This is a genomic window from Pseudomonas poae, from assembly GCF_001439785.1.
In the GTDB taxonomy this organism is placed as follows: Bacteria; Pseudomonadota; Gammaproteobacteria; order Pseudomonadales; family Pseudomonadaceae; genus Aquipseudomonas; species Aquipseudomonas poae.
Genome location: NZ_JYLI01000008.1, coordinates 234,827 through 254,258, shown reverse-complemented (window position 1 = coordinate 254,258; position 19,432 = coordinate 234,827). Strand labels below are relative to the sequence as shown.

Here is a 19,432-nt window from a genome sequence, read left to right as displayed (position 1 = left end):
GAGCACGAGGTCGGCAGCCTCGCGTTTGAATTCAGGAGTAAAGGAGCGGCGTTGTTTGGTCATCTGACACCTCGATCTGGCGAGCATTCTCGCCTAAATGGGTGTCCGGTTTCATTAGACCACTACACTTCAAAGCGTCTGCTTTCGGGACGGTAATGTTCTAGCCCACGCCTCATCGTGAGCTTGAAAAGGTTTTTTAACCTGGGCAATCTTCAAGGTGCCCTTACCGAAAAACCAACATGGAAGCATTCCTCTCCAGTTACACCAACACAATCACCCTCACGAGCATCCTCATCACCCTTCTCTGCACCTACGTCGCCCTCATTCAGCCGCCTCGCTAACGGTGAATCCGGATGAGAGGCTGCCGTCTCTCGCTAGGTCAGCCAGACACCCTAGGGTTCCATGGGGCAACAGCGTTTCAGATTTCGGGTTGCCCAATGCGTCGTAAAAACCGGTGCTGAGCTTATGTTTTCGCTAACCCTATTCAATCGTCTGTATGGCACTTTGATAGCCAGTATGGGAGATTAAGCGGTGGGGGTTCGGAAGCGAACCCAAGGTGAATATGGAAGGGATGGTCCAGTCGAGATATGAAATTACAATCTATACGCCTGTCTAACTTTCAATCCTTTGGACTGAAACCTACAGAGCTGAGTTTTGACAAAATCACCTATCTGATTGGTCCGAACGGCTCGGGTAAAACGGCTGCTCTACAAGCTCTATGCCGACTTTTCGCTTTCGATCCTTCACTGCGGCGCATCCAGCGCTCCGACTTCCATGTCCCACACATCGAAGTTGAAGCTCCAGAAGAGCGAAAGCTCTGGATAGAAGCCGACTTCCTTTTTCCCGAGCTGACCAAAGACGAAGATAACAGCACCGTTGCTCCCCATTTCGGGCACATGCGGCTTGATGAGCTGCATGGCATTCCACGTGTTCGTTACCGCCTCGAAGCAACTATGGGCATAGATGGCGATATTGAAGAAAGCCTGGTGTATGTGCTTGATGTGGATACAGAGGGAGCTCCACTCAACACAGCACAGGTTGCACGTCCAGAACGCAACCACATCCACGTGCACTACCTCCCAGCCAGACGTGACCCCGCAGATCACATCGCCTATGGCGCCAATGCATTACTCGGGCGGATTTTGCGCTCAGTGCAATGGGACAGTGAGCGATCCACTATCAAGGGACTCACTGATCAAATCAGCGAAAGCTTAGCCGCCAACCCTTGCATTGACGCATTTAGTACCAGTCTTAGGGCTGTATGGGGCGAGCTGCATAAGGGCCGCTTCTTCACGGACCCCAAGATCACCTTTGTGGCCTCCGAAATCGAGTCCCTTCTCCGGCATTTGTCCGTCTCCTTTTCCCCTGGGCATGACGACAATCTCGTCGACTTTGCCCGCTTGAGCGACGGCCAGAAGTCGATGCTCTATCTGTCATTGGTTCTGTCATCCCAGGCTATTGGCCGGGCAGTCTTGTCTGGAGAAAATACGTCTTTCGACCCTGACAGACTGCGGCCACCTGTTTTTACCCTCATCGCGGTTGAGGAGCCAGAGAACAGTCTTTCCCCCCATTACTTGGGCCGTATCGTCAACGCATTGAACTCGATGGTGAAACATCCCGATGCTCAGGCTTTGATAGCAACACATGCGCCCTCCATGCTGCGCAGAGTGGAGCCGGAACATATCCGCTACCTCCGCCTAACGGATGCTCGGCAAACGCGAGTCACGTGTATCAAGCTTCCTGAAAAGACCGACGATGCTCACAAGTATGTGCGTGAAGCCGTTCAAGCATTTCCGGAAGTCTATTTTTCCCGGTTGGTCGTCTTGGGTGAAGGAGATAGTGAGGAGATCGTTTTACCCCGGCTACTGCGCGCCAAAGGCACACCAGTGGATGAATCAGCGATCACGATTGCGCCATTGGGTGGCAGGCATGTGAATCACTTCTGGCGCCTGCTGTCAGAGCTGCAAATCCCGTACGTGACTCTCTTGGATCTGGATGTTGCTCGATATGCGGCGGGATGGGGGCGGATAAAATATGTGAACGACCAATTCGCTAAATTCGAGCCCACTAAAATGCTTTCCAATCTAGTGACAATTCCGAAGTGGGACGATGACGTCACGCCTTTGCGCACTCACCATTATTTTGGTGAGGACAACAAGGACTTCTTCGCCGCACTACAAGAGCGTGGTGTTTTCTTCTCCTTCCCAATGGACCTGGATTTTGCATTGCTTCTTGCGTACCCAGATGCCTACCAAGTGGTTAAAGAAGATCCAGATGCCCAGACCATCAAGGCAGTCCTGGGTAAGAGCCATCACAATTCAGCTCAATACACCCCTGAGGAGCTGAAGTTATTTGGTACGTATCATCAAAGCTTCAAGCTAGGTAGCAAGCCCGCAGCACACCTTGAGGCACTGGCCAAGCTAACCGATGATCAGTTGCTCATAGGAATGCCTAAGTCACTCAATGATTTGGCCGATGCAGTCATCGCTATGCTTGAGGAGATTCCTGAGTGATCTCCATTGATGCGTGGCAACCAGCAGACGGACTGACGCTCGAACCCAATGCATCCCTCGCTGCAAGGGAACAAGAGCGCTGCCTGGCTCTTACCGCTGGACCTGGGGCGGGCAAGACAGAAATGCTCGCTCAGCGCGCAGACTTCCTCTTAAGAACCGGCACCTGCCGGTATCCAAAGCGGATTTTGGCAATCTCATTCAAGGTAGATGCGAGTAAAAACCTTAAGGAGCGTGTTCAGCGGCGTTGCGGGAACGACCTTTCGTCACGCTTCGATAGCCACACGTTCCACGCCTTCGCAAAACGTATCATCGATAGATTTCGGCCAGTTCTAACAGGTAACGACAGTCTCGATCCAGGCTACAAAATCGGTGACAGAAAAATTGGCAGTAAACAGATTGAATTCGGTGACCTTGTTCCCCTGGCTATTCAGATACTCGAGAAATCGGCCATCGCTCGAAATGCGATTCGGCAAACTTACAGCGATGTCTTTCTGGATGAATTCCAAGACTGCACTGATCAGCAGTATCGGCTGATTAAAACTGCATTCATTGGCACGTCCATTCGACTGACTGCAGTTGGGGATACCAAGCAGAAAATTATGGGTTGGGCAGGCGCACTTGACGGAATTTTTAAGACGTTTGCCGAAGACTTCAATGCAATCCCACTCAATATGTATCGCAATTTTCGCTCCAAACCCCGTTTACTGCGAATGCAGAATGAGATTATCCGAGTGCTTGACCCAACCTCGGTCATGACTGACGACCAGCTTGAGGGAGACGAAGGCGAGGTGTTCGCCTATAGGTATGAAAATAGCGAGATTGAAGCTGAGAGCCTGGCGGATCTGATTTCTGAATGGGTCCGCAAAGAGTCAGTACCTATTTCTCAAATCGCTATTTTGGTGTCCAAACTCCTTGACCAATACGCCCTTCAACTGATGAGCGCCTTGGAGGCGCGGGGCATCCCTTACCGAAATGAACAGCAAATGCAGGACATCACCGTTGAGCCTGCTGCGCGCCTAGTTGTGGACTACCTATTGTGCATTTATGGCCAGCGCGAGCCAAAGGCGTGGATAAGACTGATGGACCAGTTGATTCCATACGCCGATGAAGAATTACAGGCCAGTGTGCGGCAGGATCTAGGCCGGTTCATCAAAACACAGCGTAAGAACGTCGCGATAGCGGACTTAATCGGTGAGTCATTCGAGGGATGGTGGGAAACAGCGAAAGCTCTTCTCCAGCATATTGGTTTAGAGACGCTGACTGCGCTCTCTCCCGACTACGAATCACAGAATCGGTTAGGGGAAGTATTGCGCGACACAAGAACTCGCATTGAAGATTTGCTTAAGCTTGAGCCTGAGCTTCCCAAGGCACTGCTGCGCTTCTCGGACGATCAAGCAGTCAGAATCTTAACCATCCATAAAAGCAAAGGATTGGAATTCGATTCCGTCATCATCATGGCCGTCGATAACGAAATTTTCTTCGGTGATCAAGATGCGAATCGCTGTGCATTTTTTGTAGGAGTTTCTCGTGCCAAGAGGCGGTTGGTACTCACGCATGCTGCAGTACGAGAAAGACCAGAGGGTTATACAAAAAAGTGGAGTGTCCATCGGACTGAGCAGGTGGAGTTTTTCTCCTACAGCACGCCTTTCGTATCCACCACAGTAGCGAATTGATTGACTATTTTTTTGACCATCCTTGGCGGGTGTCCACATTTCATGGAATGTGGACACCCGCTGATTTGCACGATCGCGTTTGTCAACGGTTTGATTCCGAAATCTCTCAGCAGTGGATTGTCGTCACTGCTGTAAAGCAAAGAATATTTTGCTTAAAAGGCTTAAATCGGTATTAAGGCAAAGAATTGTTTGCCTTACGTATGAAGCAGTATCTGTTATGGGCTGAGGCACAAATGCAATGTTCCGTGCAGGAGGCATGCAGCGCGGCCTTGTTGCGGATGTAAATTTGAGGTGGTTCTTGTCAGATTTAACATTAAATTTTTACGATCAAGCTCCTTTTAGGCTCGAGCCTGCCTGGTTGCATTCGGTCAACCGCTGCGCATTTACTTATCCCAAACCACAGATCAGTCTGGCCGGCCGCTTCAAAGACCTTAAAGGTGACTTACTTGTATTGTGGTATGGGTCGTTCACGCCGAATGCCCGAGAAAGAACTGTACCTCTGGTAAATGTGCATTTTCGCAACGTTGACGCCAAGGGACAGCTGGGAAGCTTTCACACTGTCCCCATCGGGTTGCCTTACCTAAGCTATTTTCAGATCGGGACCGTTTGGCGTGAAGGCTCGTTGAGCTCAGACACCCAGATGGAAAATCTTCCAGAGCAGTATCTGGACTTCACCCCGAACAAATGGAAGTTCGTACAAGCCACGGAAATGGGGCTCACTTCCGCCTACAGCACCTACGAATTGCCGAGTTCCATAGACTCATGGCTGATCGAATTCAAAGGCACAGGTGATGAAACTGTGCTAATTCCATGCGTGGAACTGTTAGTACGTCTTTATGGCCGTAGCTCCGAAACCAGTCGAATTCTCACGACATACCCTTGGGACGAAGTCCAAAAGCGATTTTTCTTTGACCATAGTGAGACCTGGGAAAAGAACGTCGTGAAGCTGCAGCCCAAAATCAGAGAAAGCGAGGCTGTGTTTCTCGCTCATATGCGGCATGACGAGTACGCCCGTTATCAGTGCAAAAAGCTATACGCGGACCTGGAGTCGGCCTTCAACGGCACGCAGAATCTGTCAGCTCCATTTGGTGATCTAAAAATTGCACCCTGGTTTACCGGCCTTGCGAAAGTGAGGGCGCGAGGGTTTTGGATTAATGGTCGGAAAACGTTTCTCTGCCTGCGTCTCACCGGAGCGAGCGAACCACTCGGCCCAGAACTTGAGGTGTACCGGCCCGACTACAGCACCGAAGCACCGAGCGACGACAATGAAGATGATGGTGGGGTCTTCATCAAACGTCCGACAAAAACCCTTCCTCTGGACCAAAAGGCTGAGCTGACTAATGACCAGGCCTCCGATCCCGATATAGGAACGCATATCCTTCTTAATGAAAGCTTTGAAGTACTCGGAGAGCGTCGGACTATCAACAAGCGCATTCAGCGCAAACCTGGTGAGCGTGGAAAAAAAATCCTACCTACAGGTGATGCCGTTGTGCTTTCTGCTGGCGATCCTAGTGAGCGGGGATCTGGTGTTGGTAAAGCGGAAATTGTGGATGTACAACCGTGGGAATCATCGGGCGTTCTCACAGACGTGTGGCAGGCACTCTGCGCATTGAGAAACGCATACTCAACCGTTATTGATCGAGTCGAATGGCTAACGCTCGATGGCCAACGGGGCACCGTCGGACCTGCGAAATTGGTTCTGCTGAAAGAGTTCGACGATGAAGATGAGGTATCTCCAGAACAGAGCAAATGGCTTTATCTCGAACCCAAGCTCAAAATTTTACGTGGTGTGCAAATCGTCCGGATCATTTGCGGCGAACGCCATTTTTACTTATTCGAAACACAAAGGCGCCCGCTCGGCACTGCGAAGAACGATGCTGAGCCCGCGGAAGAGAAATCCCAAGGCTTTCTTATCGAGCTCTCCCTGCCGTCAGCAAGGGTAGAAGTGAAGCAAATCCTTGCCATGATTCGCCGCCACCAAGGAAAGTTTCGCGTTTTCCGCGGAAACCTACGAAATCCATGTGTGTCATTCAACCACAGCAAAAACGCAGACGATGAGCTCCTGTATTTCACCTGCCTCAAGAATAACTTTGAGAAACTCGGCGTCTTTTTCCCTAGAGATCTTTAGCCTGTACAAGCGAAAGGCTGCGTGGATCCGGTATCCAATAGGTGACTCCTGCCAGGGTCACCGAATAACCATTGCCCTCAGGATCAGGAATCGATGTCACCTCGCTAGAAGGGGCGGGATGTAAACGGTGAAAGTAAACCAAGGAATGGGTTATCCATGTGCGCTGAACATCACGGCCTGATCTTGCCGCGATAGCGAGCTCGATCATCTGAAGCTCGAGTTTGGAACGCCGGCTTATTTCGATTTTTTTCTTGTCCACAACTAATACTGCTACCCCCCCTCTTCGGTAAGCGTCCGAACTACACCGCCTTGCATCTCAGACCTTAATCCCCTTTAACCGCTGATTGACGCGCTCACACTCAAAAACTGCGAAATTGCACCCCACTTGACCACCCATTTGCGTTGCAACTGACCAATCATTTGCATTCGAAGTGATCAGGACTCTCGGCTCTGTAGGGTAAGAGCGTGGCTAAAAGCAGACCGTAGGTTTGGCCAGTCAACGGGGCTCATTGAGCGCCGCTCTTTTCCTGTTCAAGCCGACAAACAGGGGGGCAATGAAACGGGAAATCGTAGGCTAAGGCGCGAAGTTTTCGTGGCTATCTATTCCATGCAGCGAATCGATCAGCGGGCAGCTAACCGTCCCGTGGCTCGCGCAACAGTCATCAACCAACTGCGCCAGGACCAACTCGATCCGCCGCAGATCCGCAAGTTTCCCCCGCACGTCTTCGAGCTTCTGCTCGGCGTGCACACGCGCATCATTGCAGTGCGTACCGTCATCGAGCCGCAACAGTCCGGCCACTTCATCGAGGCTGAAGCCCAGCCGTTGTGCGGACTTCACGAATTTCACCCGTGCAATATCCGCCTCGCCGTAGCGACGAATGCTGCCGTAGGGCTTGTCCGGTTCGGGCAACAGCCCTTTGCGTTGATAGAACCGAATGGTTTCCACGTTAACCCCGGCTGCCTTGGCAAAGACGCCAATGGTCAGGCTTTCCGCAGTGTTTTTCATACCGCTTGACTCCGTACCTGACTACGGAAATAACCTTAACCCATCGATCAAACATTCGAAAGGTTGAACCCATGTCTGAATCACAAAAGGGCCGTGGTGCACTCCTCGCTGGAGGTCTGGCGGCGATCCTTGCGTCCACCTGCTGCCTGGGCCCGCTGGTGCTAATTGCCCTGGGCTTCAGCGGCGCCTGGATCGGTAATCTCACCGTTCTGGAGCCCTACCGCCCGTTTTTCATCGGCGCGGCATTGTTGGCGCTGTTCTTCGCTTACCGGCGCATTTTCCGCCCGGCTCAAGCCTGCAAACCCGGTGAGACCTGCGCAATTCCGCAGGTACGAACTACCTACAAGTTCATTTTCTGGCTCGTGATGGCACTCGTGCTGGTCGCGCTCGGTTTCCCCTACATCCTCCCGTTGTTTTACTGATCAGGCAGGAGTCTCCCATGAAAAAGCTGTTTGCCGCTCTCGCGCTCATTGCCGTGGTTTCCCCGGTGTGGGCCGCCATCCAAACCGTCACCCTGTCGGTACCGGGCATGACCTGCGCCGCCTGTCCGATCACGGTCAAGAAAGCGCTGACCCAGGTCGAGGGCGTGACCAAGACCGAGGTGAGTTTCGAGAAACGCGAAGCCATCGTGACCTTCGACGATGCCAAGACCAACTCCGAGGCCCTGACCAAGGCGACCGAGGATGCCGGCTATCCATCTACCATCAAGCAATAGGAGGAAATACCAATGAGAAATCCTCTCAATCTGTTCACGCGGATCGGTGACAAAGCCAGTTCCGTCGGTGTGCTGGTTTCAGCCCTAGGCTGCGCCGCGTGTTTTCCTGCTCTGGCTAGCTTAGGCGCTGCAATCGGTCTGGGCTTTTTGAGCCAGTGGGAAGGCCTGTTCATCACCACGCTACTGCCCTTGTTTGCGGCCCTGGCGCTGCTCGTCAATTCCCTTGGCTGGCTCAAACATCGGCAGTGGCAGCGAACTGCACTCGGCCTGATAGGCCCTGTCCTGGTCTTGGCTGCGGTGTTTTTGATGCGGGCTTATGGCTGGCGGAGCGGTTGGCTGCTCTATATCGGTCTGGCCCTCATGCTTGGGGGCTCGATCTGGGATCTCGTGTCGCCCGCCCACCCCCGTTGCGCCCCGGGTGCCTGCCCACCACAGCCAAAACAGTAATGCCGCAAAGAGACCCATTTGAGGAAGTAAACGCTATGACCACACTGCGAATCCACGGTATGACCTGCGCCTCCTGTGCCGACCGCGTCAGAGATGCTCTGGAGGGAATCTCCGGCGTGCACCGGGCGGACGTCTCCTACGCCGGTGGGAAGGCCGAAATGACGGCCGACGCGGCTGTCAGCCGTGAACAAATGCAAGCCGCCGTCGAGGCCCTTGGGTATCAAGCGTCGTTCGAAGTCGCCTCGCTACAACCGCGCCCCGGCCAGCTCGATAAGGCGCTGGGCTGGTTGCGCAGCGACACCGAGGTCGGCAAAAACGGCGACGCGCTACACATTGCAGTCATAGGCAGCGGCGGTGCGGCAATGGCGGCCGCCTTGAAGGCGGTGGAAGCCGGCGCCCGCGTCACTCTGATCGAGCGCGGCACCATCGGCGGCACTTGCGTCAACGTCGGCTGCGTGCCGTCGAAAATCATGATTCGCGCCGCGCATGTGGCTCATTTGCGCCGCGAGAGTCCGTTCGATGACGGAATGCCCGCCACGCCGCCGACCGTCCTGCGCGAGCGGCTGCTCGCGCAACAGCAAGGCCTTGTCGACGAACTGCGTCACGCCAAGTACGAAGGCATTCTGGAGAGCACACCAGCCATCACCGTGCTGCGTGGCACCGCTCGCTTCCAGGACGGCCACACGCTCAGCGTCGAACTGGTCGAGGGGGGCGGGCGCGAAGTCGCGTTCGACCGCTGCCTGATCGCTACCGGCGCCGGTGCGGCCGTGCCGCCGATTCGCGGGCTGCAAGACACCCCCTATTGGACCTCGGAGGAGGCACTGGCCAGCGCCAGTATTCCGCAACGGCTCGCCGTGATCGGCTCATCCGTGGTGGCCTTGGAGCTGGCGCAAGCCTTTGCCCGGCTGGGTAGCCGCGTCACCATCCTGGCGCGCAACTCGCTGTTCTTCCGCGAAGATCCGGCCATCGGCGAGGCGCTGACCGCAGCCTTCCGCATGGAGGGCATCGACGTGCTTGAGCAGACACAAGCCAGTCAGGTGACCCACGCCAACGGCGAATTCGTACTGACCACCAACCACGGTGAACTGCGCGCCGACCAACTGTTCGTCGCCACCGGCCGCACGCCCAACACCCAAAGCCTGAACCTGGAAGCGGCGGGTGTACTGTTGGATGAACGCGGCGCCATTCAGATCGATCAGGGCATGCGCAGTAGCGCAGTGGATATCTATGCAGCCGGCGACTGCACCAACCAGCCGCAGTTCGTCTACGTCGCGGCGGCGGCTGGCACCCGTGCGGCGATCAACATGACCGGCGGCGAAGCTACGCTTAATCTCGATGCCATGCCGGCGGTGGTGTTCACCGATCCGCAGGTGGCCACCGTCGGTTACAGCGAAGCGGAAGCACAGCGCGCAGGCCTCGAAACCGACAGTCGCACGCTGAGCCTGGACAACGTGCCGCGTGCGCTGGCCAACTTCGACACGCGAGGGTTCATCAAGCTGGTCGCCGAAGCGGGTTCTGGTCGGTTGCTCGGCGTGCAGGCGGTGGCCCCGGAAGCGGGCGAGCTGATTCAGACGGCGGTGCTGGCTATTCGCAACCGCATGACCGTGCAGGAGCTGGCCGACCAGTTGTTCCCCTACCTAACCATGGTCGAGGGCCTGAAGCTCGCGGCGCAGACTTTCACCAAGGACGTAAAGCAATTGTCCTGCTGCGCTGGATGAATGGAGAGCACCATGAAATTTGCCCGCTACATTACCGAGATCGCCGAACGTCTCACCCCGACCAACCGGCCCAAAGGTTTTGCGGAGTTCTTGGTCGCGCTACTGGGTGAACTTGCCAAGGGACGCCCGATTTCGCGAACTACGCTTGCCAGGACTCTTGGCTGGCCCGCTGAGCAAGTGGCGGCTGTGCTCGAACAAGCCACCAGTACCGAATACGACAACGATGGGAACATCATCGGCTATGTCCTCACCTTGCGCGAGACGTCGCATGTCTTGGAAATTGACAACCGCCGGCTGTATGCCTGGTGCGCGCTGGACACCCTGATGCTCCCGGCGTTAATCGGCCGTACAGCTCGCGTCTCGTCGCATTGCGCTGCAACTGGAGCACCCGTTTCGCTTACGGTTTCACCCAGCGAGATACAGGCTGTTGAACCTGCCGACGTGGCAGTGTCACTGGTATTGCCGCAGGAGGCGGCCGACGTTCGTCAGTCCTTCTGTTGCCATGTGCATTTCTTCGCATCTATCCCAGCGGCAGAAGATTGGGCCTCCAAGCATCAAGGATTGACTATCGTAAGCGTCCAAGAGGCGTTCGGCGTGGGCCAGGAGCTTAATCGACATCTGTTGCAGACCCTTCCAATGAGAACATCGTGATTGGATTTCGACTCAATGTCCTACGGAGTGGGCATCGGATTTCTCTTTCCGACTTTGATCCGGTGATCCCAGCCATCGCCAAAGTCATAGACCTAGCGGAATGTCCTTTTCCCGTTCAACGCTTTGATCAGAGTCTTGCGGGTCTCCGAGTTCACGGGAGGCCCCCATCCATCGGAGTCGGGAATACCGTAACTCTCACCAGCTATTTCAAACTCATGCAGATGGTCATCGTGCCAGCCCATTGCGATCTGGATCACCGCGTGCAATTTGCCTAAGGTGATGTTCTCGGGCACCGCCACACGGCGCCAGATGGCAGGTTCGATCCACTTCAATTCAATGTGCAGTAGCAACAAATCAGGTTCGGGTTTTGGCAAGCGAACAGTTTTTACCATGGATCAGGCGGCCTCGCAGAGTTCCGTGGAGGCGAGAGAAACGTTCCAGGGCAGCAGTTCGTCGACCCGATTGATCGGGTGGTCGGCGATGCGCTCCAGCACGTGTGTCAAATAGGCTTGCGGGTTCAGGTCGTTGAGTTTGGCTGAACCCACCAGGCTGTAAATCGCAGCCGCTCGTTCGCCGCCGGCGTTGGAACCGACGAACAGATAATTTTTTCTGCCTAGCGCGACAGCACGTAGCGCGCGTTCGGCAGCGTTGTTGTCGATCTCAATTCGCCCGTCATCGCAATAGCGCACCAAGGCCTGCCACCGATTGAGGGCATAGAGAATCGCACCGCCCAATGCCGATTTTTTCGACAGTTGAGTCAGCGTCTGGTTGAGCCACGCGTGGAGTTGTTCCAGCAGCGGACTGGCTCGGCTTTGCCGAACCACTTTTCGCAGGTTGGGCGGTTGCCCTCGAATCTCGCTTTCGATGGCATACAGGGCCGCAATCCGTTGCAGCGCCTCGGCGGCAAGTGGTGAAGCCAGGTCTTTGTAGACCTCGTAAAACTTGCGCCGGGCGTGAGCCCAACACGCCGCTTCCTCAATGGTGCCCGTGGCATATAGTTGAGCAAAACCGGCATAGCCGTCCGCCTGCAAGATCCCGCTGAAGCGCTTGAGATGCGCGCGGGGATGTTGCCCCTTGCGATCCGGCGAGTAGGCAAACCAGACCGCCGCCGGTGTCGCGTCCCCCGTAGGTCGGTCGTCCCGCACGTACGTCCACAGGCGCGCCGATTTGGTCTTGCCGTTGCCCGGCGCGAGCACGCCAATCGGCGTGTCGTCGGCATGGACTTTGTGTCCGCTCATGACGTGGTGCTCAAGGGCGTTGATCAGTGGTCGCAGCAACTGACTGCTCTGGCCAACCCAGTCGGCCAGGGTTGAGCGCTCCAGCTCCACGCCCTCACGGGCGTAGATCTCGGACTGCCGATACAACGGCAAATGATCGACAAACTTCGAGACCAGCACATGGGCCAACAACCCTGGGCCGGCAAGACCTCGGGCGATCGGGCGACTCGGTGCCGGCACCTGGGCGAAGTGCTCGCAGCAGCGGCAAACCCACTTCGGACGGACATGGCGAATGACTTTGAAACGTGCCGGAACGTACTCCAGCACTTCGGACACATCCTCACCTAAATGGCGAAGCGTCCCACCGCAGCCAGTGCATTGCGACTCGGGCTGATGAACGTGGGTTTCGCGAGGTAGGTGTTCAGGCAATGGTTTACGGCGCGAAACTGCGCGAGGTGCCGGCTCGACTGGAGGTGTCATTTCGGCTTGGCTGATTTGCAGCTCATCAAGGCTCAACTGGAGCTGGTCGATCATCGCTTCCAGTTGCTCGGAGCTGCGACCGAACTGCGTACGACGCAGCTTGGCGATCATCATCTTCAAGCGCTCAATCTCTGCGTGCTGGGCAGCGATCAGCGCCTTCAAGGCTTGAAGATCATTCGGCAGGGAGTCGGTCACGAGGGTCATGCCCGAATATTACTGGGGATTTTTTCAGCGCGGCAAGTCAGACCGCGAGGACGGGTGCTGTACGAATTGGCCGGCGCCAATCAATGCCCTCCAACAGCATCGACAACTGCGCGGTCGTCAGCGACACGCTGCCGCTGGTTGCTTGCGGCCAGACAAAGCGTCCTTGCTCCAACCGTTTGCAAAACAGGCACAAGCCGTCGCCATCCCACCACAACAGTTTGATCCGGTCACCACGCCGTCCGCGAAAGGCGAAGATCTGACCGGAGAAGGGATCGGCTTCCAGTTGAGTCTGCACCATGGCCGCCAAACCGTCGAAGCCACGACGCATGTCCGTGACGCCAGCGGCGATCCAGATACGGGTTCCAGCGGGAGGGGCAATCATCGCACTAACTGCTGCAAGACGAGTTGCAGCGTCTGCGGGTCTGGTGCTCCGGTGATACGCAACTTGGCTTTTCCTACCTCAACTGCGATCTCGGAATGACACTCTGCCTGTGGCTGGAAGACTGGCGGCAGATCCATTGGCGCCTCGATCACCTGGACTGGCAAAAACGAAGCACTCTGGCTGACCGGGCCGAATAGCCCTTCTTGGTATTGCTGCCGCCAGCGAAAGACCAGATTGGCATTGACGTCATGTTCGCGAGCGATCAATGACACGGAGGCGCCAGGCTGGAAGGTGGCCTCGACGACTTGGCGTTTAAAGTCCAGCGGAAAGTTGGGGCGGCGACCGGCTCGACGGGCTGGGGCAACTGTATCCAAGATAGTGTCCACTAAAAAATGGTGTCCACTATCTTGGCCAATTTGGAGGGCTGTCAGGAGAGGGTGCTGGCCGGACGGTTACCCTCTTCGCGCATTTAAAAACGAAATGAATCCCCAGAGATTGGCTGCGATCCCTGGCTTAATTTTCAGGAGATTGTCGATTTGATGCTGCTCTACGATGCCCTTTCCCTTGGACTTCGCCGTATGAAGAAGATCTACAGCGGCACGTAGACATGCACGCAACGAGCGAAGCTTTAGAGTGCCCATGCTTACTCGCGTCTCTAACTCAGCTTGGTAACCGCTTAACAACGTGCTATCCCCGTCGCACGATAATTCCGTCATGATTTGTCGGATTCGATCACGTTCAACATGCTCTTCTAGCGACGCATCACTGATTACATAACCCCTCACTGATGCGAGCCATCGCAGGGGAACTCGAGCTCGCCGTGTACCGCATATTCCTATCTGCATCAGAAGGTGCTCAGGTGGCGGCATCACCCCCCACTTTTCATCGATCAACATGAAAAAATCTAAATGACGATGAATAGAGAGCGCTGCGCGTTGATTGCCGATTTTTAACTGCAGCCACGAGCCAAACGCCAGAAACTCGTTGATCACGGGATCGGTACGGAGCGCATTGGCGTCGAGCGTCAGGCGTTTATCGAACGTCCTCGACCAATAACAATCTTCACATTCAGAGCCTCGGCCTCCAGGAATTCCCTTATCACATTTAGAACATTTCGCATTATTGGACTCGGCGCAACGCCGACAAATCTCCCTGCCATCCAGCTGTAGCGCCAGGAAGCGATGGTGGCGGCACATTGGGCAGGTTCGCGCAGACAATCGAGCGCACCGAGGGCAACACTTGATCATTTGAGAGTCGAAAGCTGTATGTGCGAGACGCGTGGATAGAACAGAACACCGCTCGCAGGGCTTCGGGACATTAAAGTAATGGGCGCAGGAATTACATGCTGGGCCATAGTCCGTCAGCTTTCCAACCGGACGACCTAGTCTTCCACAGCGTACGCAGGGTCGTGCAATTACGCATCGGCTACAAACAGCCTTGGCATCGAATATCGGCAGGCGAGAATAGTTTCCGCACCCTGAGCAAAGACGCCGCTTGAACAGGCGCGCATAGCATGTCCCGCAATACCGGCTGCCCGCATGGACCTTCTTGGCTTTTGTCATGGCCCTACCGCATTGATCGCAGTCGGTCGGACGTTCAGAGATGACCATAGGCAAAAATTTTTCGTTGAAGTCGAAGCCATTCACGCTCAACAACAAATCGATCCGCAGGCAGGCGGGATTTGCTGAAAGTGTATTGTTTGTGTGCGCGAACAGTCGTCGCTGAGATTAGAGATCGAGCAACCGTACCTATGAAGGTTTTGCTCACATGCGTTCCAAACACCGAAATTGGGAGTTTGTACTCAGTGATCGCTTGCACCACAACGACAGGAGGGTGAGCAACCAATGGAGCAAGCAATGCCAAAAGCTGCATTCGCTCACTTACCTCTAACAGTTCTAGAGGCAGGCCTGAGCAAATCTGATGGTGTGGTTCGATTTCTACCCCCAACGAGCTCAGCATACGCAGCGTTGGACCACTCTGGCTTCGCATGGCGTAGCGCAAAACCCCCAATAATAGGTAGGCATATTCGAACCACTCGCCAGCTGCAAAAGCTGCGCTTCCAAAATTCATTTCATGGTCCGCGACGGACTGCAGTTGCAAGGCACCAGGCAAACAAACCCTGTTGTGCAATCCGGAACCGAGATTCTCACCACAAGCATGGCAGACCGAGCAATCGATCGCTGGAGGCTTCAACAGCTGTGGTTGAATGGGGGTATGGCATTGCATGCATCGACTGAGCAGGCAATTACCGTGTCGGAGACAACCTGTGTGCCATGCAAACCGCCAGCGATATCGAAAATACGGAATACCTTCCTCAAAGCAGGATGGGCAATATTGCAAGCCACAGCGATGTCGCCGATTACGGGAGCCTAGTGAAAGAATCCATCGAACGTTTCCATGCCCTATCTCAGCGTTCGAAACGCAATTTAGGGCCGTAAGGAAACGCCTGGCAGTCACAGCGACATTTGGGAAATCATCACTAGTCAGACGTTCTAAGAGTGAGGGTTTCATACCGCAATCAACATCTGTCGCCCAAATCCGTACCCCCGGCCAAAGCACCCCGCTGAATGCTAACGGTGAGCAGCCATGAGCAAGTGCATTGCGCACCAACCAGGAAGAAAACAATTCGCCGTCCTGGATAGGTTGATAAAGCGGCCAAGGATTCAAACTCTCTCCCTAATCCCGCGCGTAGGCCGAAGCCATGCGTGCTTTTCAATTGTTGCTTTGGTGATCTGTTCACTACCCGTGATAATGGCATCTTTGGCGCACTCCATTAGCAATCGGTGCAGATCACCAGTGTTACCACCTGAAATTGAATGAAGGGCCAAAGCCAGCTCAGGCTTACTCAAACCAGATGTTTGCTGCAGTGGGAGAATCGATTCGAACGATTTGATCAGGCGCTGAAACTCGGGAGATGGCTCCCACCGGCGAAGCGAGACCACATCAAAACGACTGGCGTGCTGCGGATCGGTGTGCAGCACTCGAACGGCATCAGATGTGCCCACACCCACGATCGGTATGGCCAGGGTGTTACACAGCAGCTTGAGGGCGTTCATGACCTCCCTTTGCTTGATCGCCGAGCCGGTCAGGAGCGAATGAAACTCATCGATCACCAACAGGCGAACATGGCACGAGCGGAACATATGAACCACCTGGTAGCGCAATTTTGCTGTGGCATCACTGGCACGGTAAGGCGCCCAAAAACTCTCAAGAATCGAGATGTAGAGCCCTTTCTCATCAGCCGCGGGGGGAGACTCCACCAAAATTACGGGTTTGACAGGCTCACTCTGGACGTTCACATAGCCTTGGCCGTACAGCTCCACAAATCGCCGAATAATGGTCGTCTTGCCATTGTTGGAGTCCCCGACCAGCAACAGATTAGGCATTCGTGGACGAGAGGGGATCGTCAGTAGCGCCCTCATAGCACTAATGATTTCGTGCGCGGCGGGGTACCCAATCCACCTGGGCTCCTGAATAAACCGGATGCGTTCCTCATCAGACAGACTCATGACGGCACGAAAATCTGGATGAATGTGCGGGTAATCGCTCATAGGATTTCCTCAAACACCTCGTCCATATCGTCGAGCAATCCCAACAAACCGTGGGGAACGATCGTTTTTGGCTCTAGGGCGGCTGGAGCAGCGGGCGTTTTGTTTGTTTGATGGATTTTCTGTCGCTGGGCCAATCGACGCGTCTTTTTGGTGTGGGTCTTGGCGCTTTCCACCAGCTCGCGGTTCTCCATGATCAGCCGCTTGATGAGGTCATCGTCGATATTGGCCAGTCCTCGCTCGACGGCCTGCTTCTTGGCTGCGCGAAACTCCCACACACTGGTCGCAGGGAAGGACTGATTGGCCACGGGGATCTTGAAGTACTGCTTCAGGTGGGGATCGTAAAACCAGAGTTGGCTGATATCGCGTGGATCACGCCGAAAAATAAATTTGCGCGTCTTACCCGACTCGTCCTTGGCGTTTATCCAAGGTCTCAGCGCTTCGGAGTAGTACGTCACATCGAGCTCCACGCCGTAGTGCTGGACGGTTCGCTCATAAGCAGGCAGGAAGTCTCGTTGAATGGTGAAAGGATCTGCTGGCCGCGGAGGCATGCCAATCGCTGGAGTGTCATCACGCCCTCCAAAAATGCCGACATTCCATTTGTGGAGCGGACTCATGAAGATCTTCGAGTGATACTTGGCGTTGTACTTGAGAATTTCACGTACCAGCCAGACTTCAAATTCCGAAACAGTCAGCGCCGCCTGGGCGTCGGAGTCGATGCCTTCGCGCTGCTGGATATTGCTGAAAGTGGTGCCGGGCAGGCCATGAACGGCTTGCATAAACTTGCCCATCAGCCGTTCGATATGACCGCCGTACTTTGGCCGTTTGATGGGGCGGAATCGGTTCTCAATCCCGTAGTTAGAGCAGGACCTGCGCAGGCTTTCAGATCTGAAGTCAGCACCGTTGTCGCTGTGCAAAATGCGAGGAAAGCCCCAGACAGGCCAATCACCTTCGATGCCGTGCGCAAGCAACCACTCTTCCTTGGGAATAATCGAATGCGCCACGCACATGGCGACGGAGATTACCGAGGGCGCGTCGATCGCCAGGTAGTAGCCCGTGATCATTCTTGAATGCACGTCGATGGCCAGTGTAAGCCAGAGACGCCCGATGGATTTACGATGCACGTCGTCGACGACCATTACATCGATCGGCGTATGGTCAATCTGGACGACCGCGAGCGGGTACTCGGCGCCGGGAAACGCGCCAGGGGAAGGGGTGTATGCGTTGCGTGCTTTATCTGCAAATCCCCGACCACGAAGAAACTGCTTATCAGTGATACGGCTGATGCGCTGACGAATAGTCGACTCGGCCACCATGGGAACACCGCGTGCTTCGGCACGAATGCGAAATTCACTGACCGCCTTGTTGACCGTGGGACGTGTCTTGCTGAGATAATAATCGTGAATCACCTCATCGATGAGCGCATCGGCCTCGGCTGGAATACGGACGTTGCCAGCCTGCCAGCCGCGTTTTCTTGGAATTAGGGCCAACAATTCTCCCCAGCTTTTGTAACGGTCCATCCAGCGGTAGATCGTCGCACTGTCCACCTGGTACAGCAGCGCGCGAGCCTTGATCTCGGCCTTGGTTCGAACAACGTCTCCAAGCAATGGCTCAATGGCCTCAAATCGCTTCTTCGCAATCGCCCATTGCTCTTCGGTGATGCTTTCCGTGTCGTAATTGACATAGAGGCCGTCCAGTCGCTCCTGGGCAACCGGTTTGAGGCCGTTAACCGGCAAGGCCGAGGCGCGACCGCTGTATACATCAATTCCGACCACCGTCTTGAAGTCCAGTACCTGGTTGATTCGGTAGACGTCCTCGCCATAACGAACAAACGCATTTCGCTCGAGGGAAACACGTGCGCGATCAGGCACAAAAGCCTGAGGTTTTTCCTCGTGAGTATTTGTCTTATTCATGGCCAGGGGATCCAGACATCGAGAAAATCGTTCAGCGGCTGACGGATGTCGCAGTCGAGCTGACGCGTCGCGATCAGGTACCAGATGTGACTGATGCCGCGCCCGCGGTAGATGCCGGCAAAATGAATCGCCAACAAGTAGTGCACCGGCACTGATCCGGCCTCACGAACCGTTTGAACAACCCATTCACTCTCCTCACGTGAGAAGTCCATCGCTTTGTAGCGGTCGAGAAACTGGATGTTGGCAAAGCCCGTGTCACGAATTCGGGACTCGTCGTAAATGTGGAACGCCCATCCTTGTTCCCGTGCATATCGCCAGGCGGCTTTCCATTTCGTCAGCCATTTGCGCCAGTCTTTAACCCAGAGGTCGCGAGGTTTGACCTCGACCAGTAAAGGCACCGGGTAGTTACCAAACTGACAGTCACCCAGGTGATAGTTGATGAGGAAATCAGGCGTGTAGGTATGGGTGCGCGCGCCGTCACCGTGAAAAGGGATTTGAACCGGCTGCGCGATAACGTCACACACTTGGCTGGAAAATGTCATTCGCGCAAGGAAATCACGCTCGAGCAACGACTCATAGGGAATGCTATCGCCATTACGCAGCGGATAGGTGCCGGAAAGGCTGCGTCTCGTCGGCGCAATTGGCCGAGTCTGCTGGTGGGCGACGACGGGAATACGGTGGGTCTGCATGATGTTCACCTGGTCAACCGAGTTCCAGGAATCATGCTTTGAGTGTAGGCCAAAAATGTCGGCAATTCGGCCCCGTTCAGGGGGCGAAGCGTTGCGCGAACGAGAAATTTCGCCGCCCCAAGAAGGCACGCCTGACCCGAAACTCTAG

The 19,432-nt window shown here is 55.0% G+C and carries 17 protein-coding genes and 2 pseudogenes; 8 read left to right on the top strand and 11 right to left on the bottom strand.

Annotation, left to right across the window (positions count from 1 at the left end; translation table 11 throughout):
- Window positions 1–587 precede the first annotated feature (587 nt).
- From TU75_RS12255 to TU75_RS12245, 3 genes are all read left to right on the top strand, one after another.
- A complete protein-coding gene (locus TU75_RS12255; RefSeq protein WP_060549069.1) occupies window positions 588–2,513 on the top strand; it encodes an ATP-dependent nuclease in 1,926 nt (641 codons plus the stop codon).
- A complete protein-coding gene (locus tag TU75_RS12250) occupies window positions 2,510–4,186 on the top strand; it encodes a UvrD-helicase domain-containing protein (RefSeq protein WP_060549068.1) in 1,677 nt (558 codons plus the stop codon). Before TU75_RS12255 ends, TU75_RS12250 begins: the two co-directional genes overlap by 4 nt.
- 238 nt (window positions 4,187–4,424) lie before the next feature.
- On the top strand, window positions 4,425–6,314 hold the full coding sequence (locus TU75_RS12245; protein ID WP_141719143.1) for a hypothetical protein: 1,890 nt from the start codon (window positions 4,425–4,427) through the stop codon (window positions 6,312–6,314).
- A gap of 574 nt (window positions 6,315–6,888) precedes the next feature.
- On the opposite strand, the gene merR is transcribed toward TU75_RS12245, so the two are convergent.
- A complete protein-coding gene (gene merR / locus TU75_RS12240; RefSeq protein ID WP_003425050.1) occupies window positions 6,889–7,320 on the bottom strand; it encodes a mercury resistance transcriptional regulator MerR in 432 nt (143 codons plus the stop codon).
- A gap of 71 nt (window positions 7,321–7,391) precedes the next feature.
- On the opposite strand from merR, the gene merT reads away from it, so the two are divergent.
- The 5 genes from merT to merB are packed head-to-tail and all read left to right on the top strand — an operon-like array spanning window position 7,392 to window position 10,851.
- The gene (gene merT, locus TU75_RS12235; RefSeq protein ID WP_003425049.1) at window positions 7,392–7,742 is read left to right on the top strand and encodes a mercuric ion transporter MerT; all 351 of its coding nucleotides are present in this window, start codon (window positions 7,392–7,394) and stop codon (window positions 7,740–7,742) included.
- A 17-nt stretch (window positions 7,743–7,759) separates the two neighbouring features.
- The gene (gene merP / locus TU75_RS12230) at window positions 7,760–8,035 is read left to right on the top strand and encodes a mercury resistance system periplasmic binding protein MerP (protein WP_003425048.1); all 276 of its coding nucleotides are present in this window, start codon (window positions 7,760–7,762) and stop codon (window positions 8,033–8,035) included.
- 12 nt (window positions 8,036–8,047) lie between these two features.
- A complete protein-coding gene (merC, locus tag TU75_RS12225) occupies window positions 8,048–8,482 on the top strand; it encodes an organomercurial transporter MerC (RefSeq protein ID WP_003425046.1) in 435 nt (144 codons plus the stop codon).
- Between the two features lie 35 nt (window positions 8,483–8,517).
- The gene (merA, locus tag TU75_RS12220) at window positions 8,518–10,200 is read left to right on the top strand and encodes a mercury(II) reductase (RefSeq protein WP_003425044.1); all 1,683 of its coding nucleotides are present in this window, start codon (window positions 8,518–8,520) and stop codon (window positions 10,198–10,200) included.
- Between the two features lie 12 nt (window positions 10,201–10,212).
- Window positions 10,213–10,851 carry an organomercurial lyase MerB gene (merB, locus tag TU75_RS12215; protein WP_003425042.1) on the top strand — a complete coding sequence of 213 codons (639 nt, stop codon included), beginning with the start codon at window positions 10,213–10,215 and terminating at the stop codon, window positions 10,849–10,851.
- Between the two features lie 92 nt (window positions 10,852–10,943).
- Here merB and TU75_RS12210 read toward each other — a convergent pair whose 3' ends face one another.
- The 10 genes and pseudogenes from TU75_RS12210 to TU75_RS12175 all read right to left on the bottom strand — a co-directional run bounded on the left by TU75_RS12210 (window position 10,944) and on the right by TU75_RS12175 (window position 19,284).
- On the bottom strand, window positions 10,944–11,243 hold the full coding sequence (locus tag TU75_RS12210) for a plasmid pRiA4b ORF-3 family protein (RefSeq protein ID WP_003425039.1): 300 nt from the start codon (window positions 11,241–11,243) through the stop codon (window positions 10,944–10,946).
- Between the two features lie 3 nt (window positions 11,244–11,246).
- A complete protein-coding gene (gene tnpC, locus TU75_RS12205) occupies window positions 11,247–12,752 on the bottom strand; it encodes an IS66 family transposase (RefSeq protein WP_003425038.1) in 1,506 nt (501 codons plus the stop codon).
- A gap of 37 nt (window positions 12,753–12,789) precedes the next feature.
- Window positions 12,790–13,134 (bottom strand): IS66 family insertion sequence element accessory protein TnpB, encoded by a 345-nt coding sequence (gene tnpB, locus TU75_RS12200; protein ID WP_003425037.1) that lies wholly within the window; start codon window positions 13,132–13,134, stop codon window positions 12,790–12,792.
- Window positions 13,131–13,427: pseudogene (locus TU75_RS28540) on the bottom strand (transposase); the annotation flags it as partial. The gene tnpB and the pseudogene TU75_RS28540, both read right to left, overlap by 4 nt.
- Before the next feature lie 159 nt (window positions 13,428–13,586).
- Window positions 13,587–14,126 (bottom strand): hypothetical protein, encoded by a 540-nt coding sequence (locus TU75_RS12190; protein ID WP_060549066.1) that lies wholly within the window; start codon window positions 14,124–14,126, stop codon window positions 13,587–13,589.
- Window positions 14,127–14,730: 604 nt separating this feature from the next.
- The gene (locus TU75_RS28035; RefSeq protein ID WP_231981889.1) at window positions 14,731–15,204 is read right to left on the bottom strand and encodes a hypothetical protein; all 474 of its coding nucleotides are present in this window, start codon (window positions 15,202–15,204) and stop codon (window positions 14,731–14,733) included.
- 189 nt (window positions 15,205–15,393) lie between these two features.
- Window positions 15,394–15,801, bottom strand: a pseudogene (locus TU75_RS28535) (TniQ family protein); the annotation flags it as partial.
- Window positions 15,798–16,685: a TniB family NTP-binding protein gene (locus tag TU75_RS12185; RefSeq protein ID WP_060549065.1), complete on the bottom strand. Its 888-nt coding sequence runs from the start codon at window positions 16,683–16,685 to the stop codon at window positions 15,798–15,800. The pseudogene TU75_RS28535 and the gene TU75_RS12185, both read right to left, overlap by 4 nt.
- The gene (locus TU75_RS12180) at window positions 16,682–18,595 is read right to left on the bottom strand and encodes a Mu transposase C-terminal domain-containing protein (RefSeq protein ID WP_060549064.1); all 1,914 of its coding nucleotides are present in this window, start codon (window positions 18,593–18,595) and stop codon (window positions 16,682–16,684) included. The genes TU75_RS12185 and TU75_RS12180 overlap by 4 nt, the downstream gene beginning before the upstream one ends.
- Entirely contained in the window at window positions 18,592–19,284 is a 693-nt protein-coding gene (locus TU75_RS12175) for a TnsA endonuclease N-terminal domain-containing protein (protein ID WP_231981887.1), read from the bottom strand. Before TU75_RS12175 ends, TU75_RS12180 begins: the two co-directional genes overlap by 4 nt.
- Window positions 19,285–19,432 lie beyond the last annotated feature (148 nt).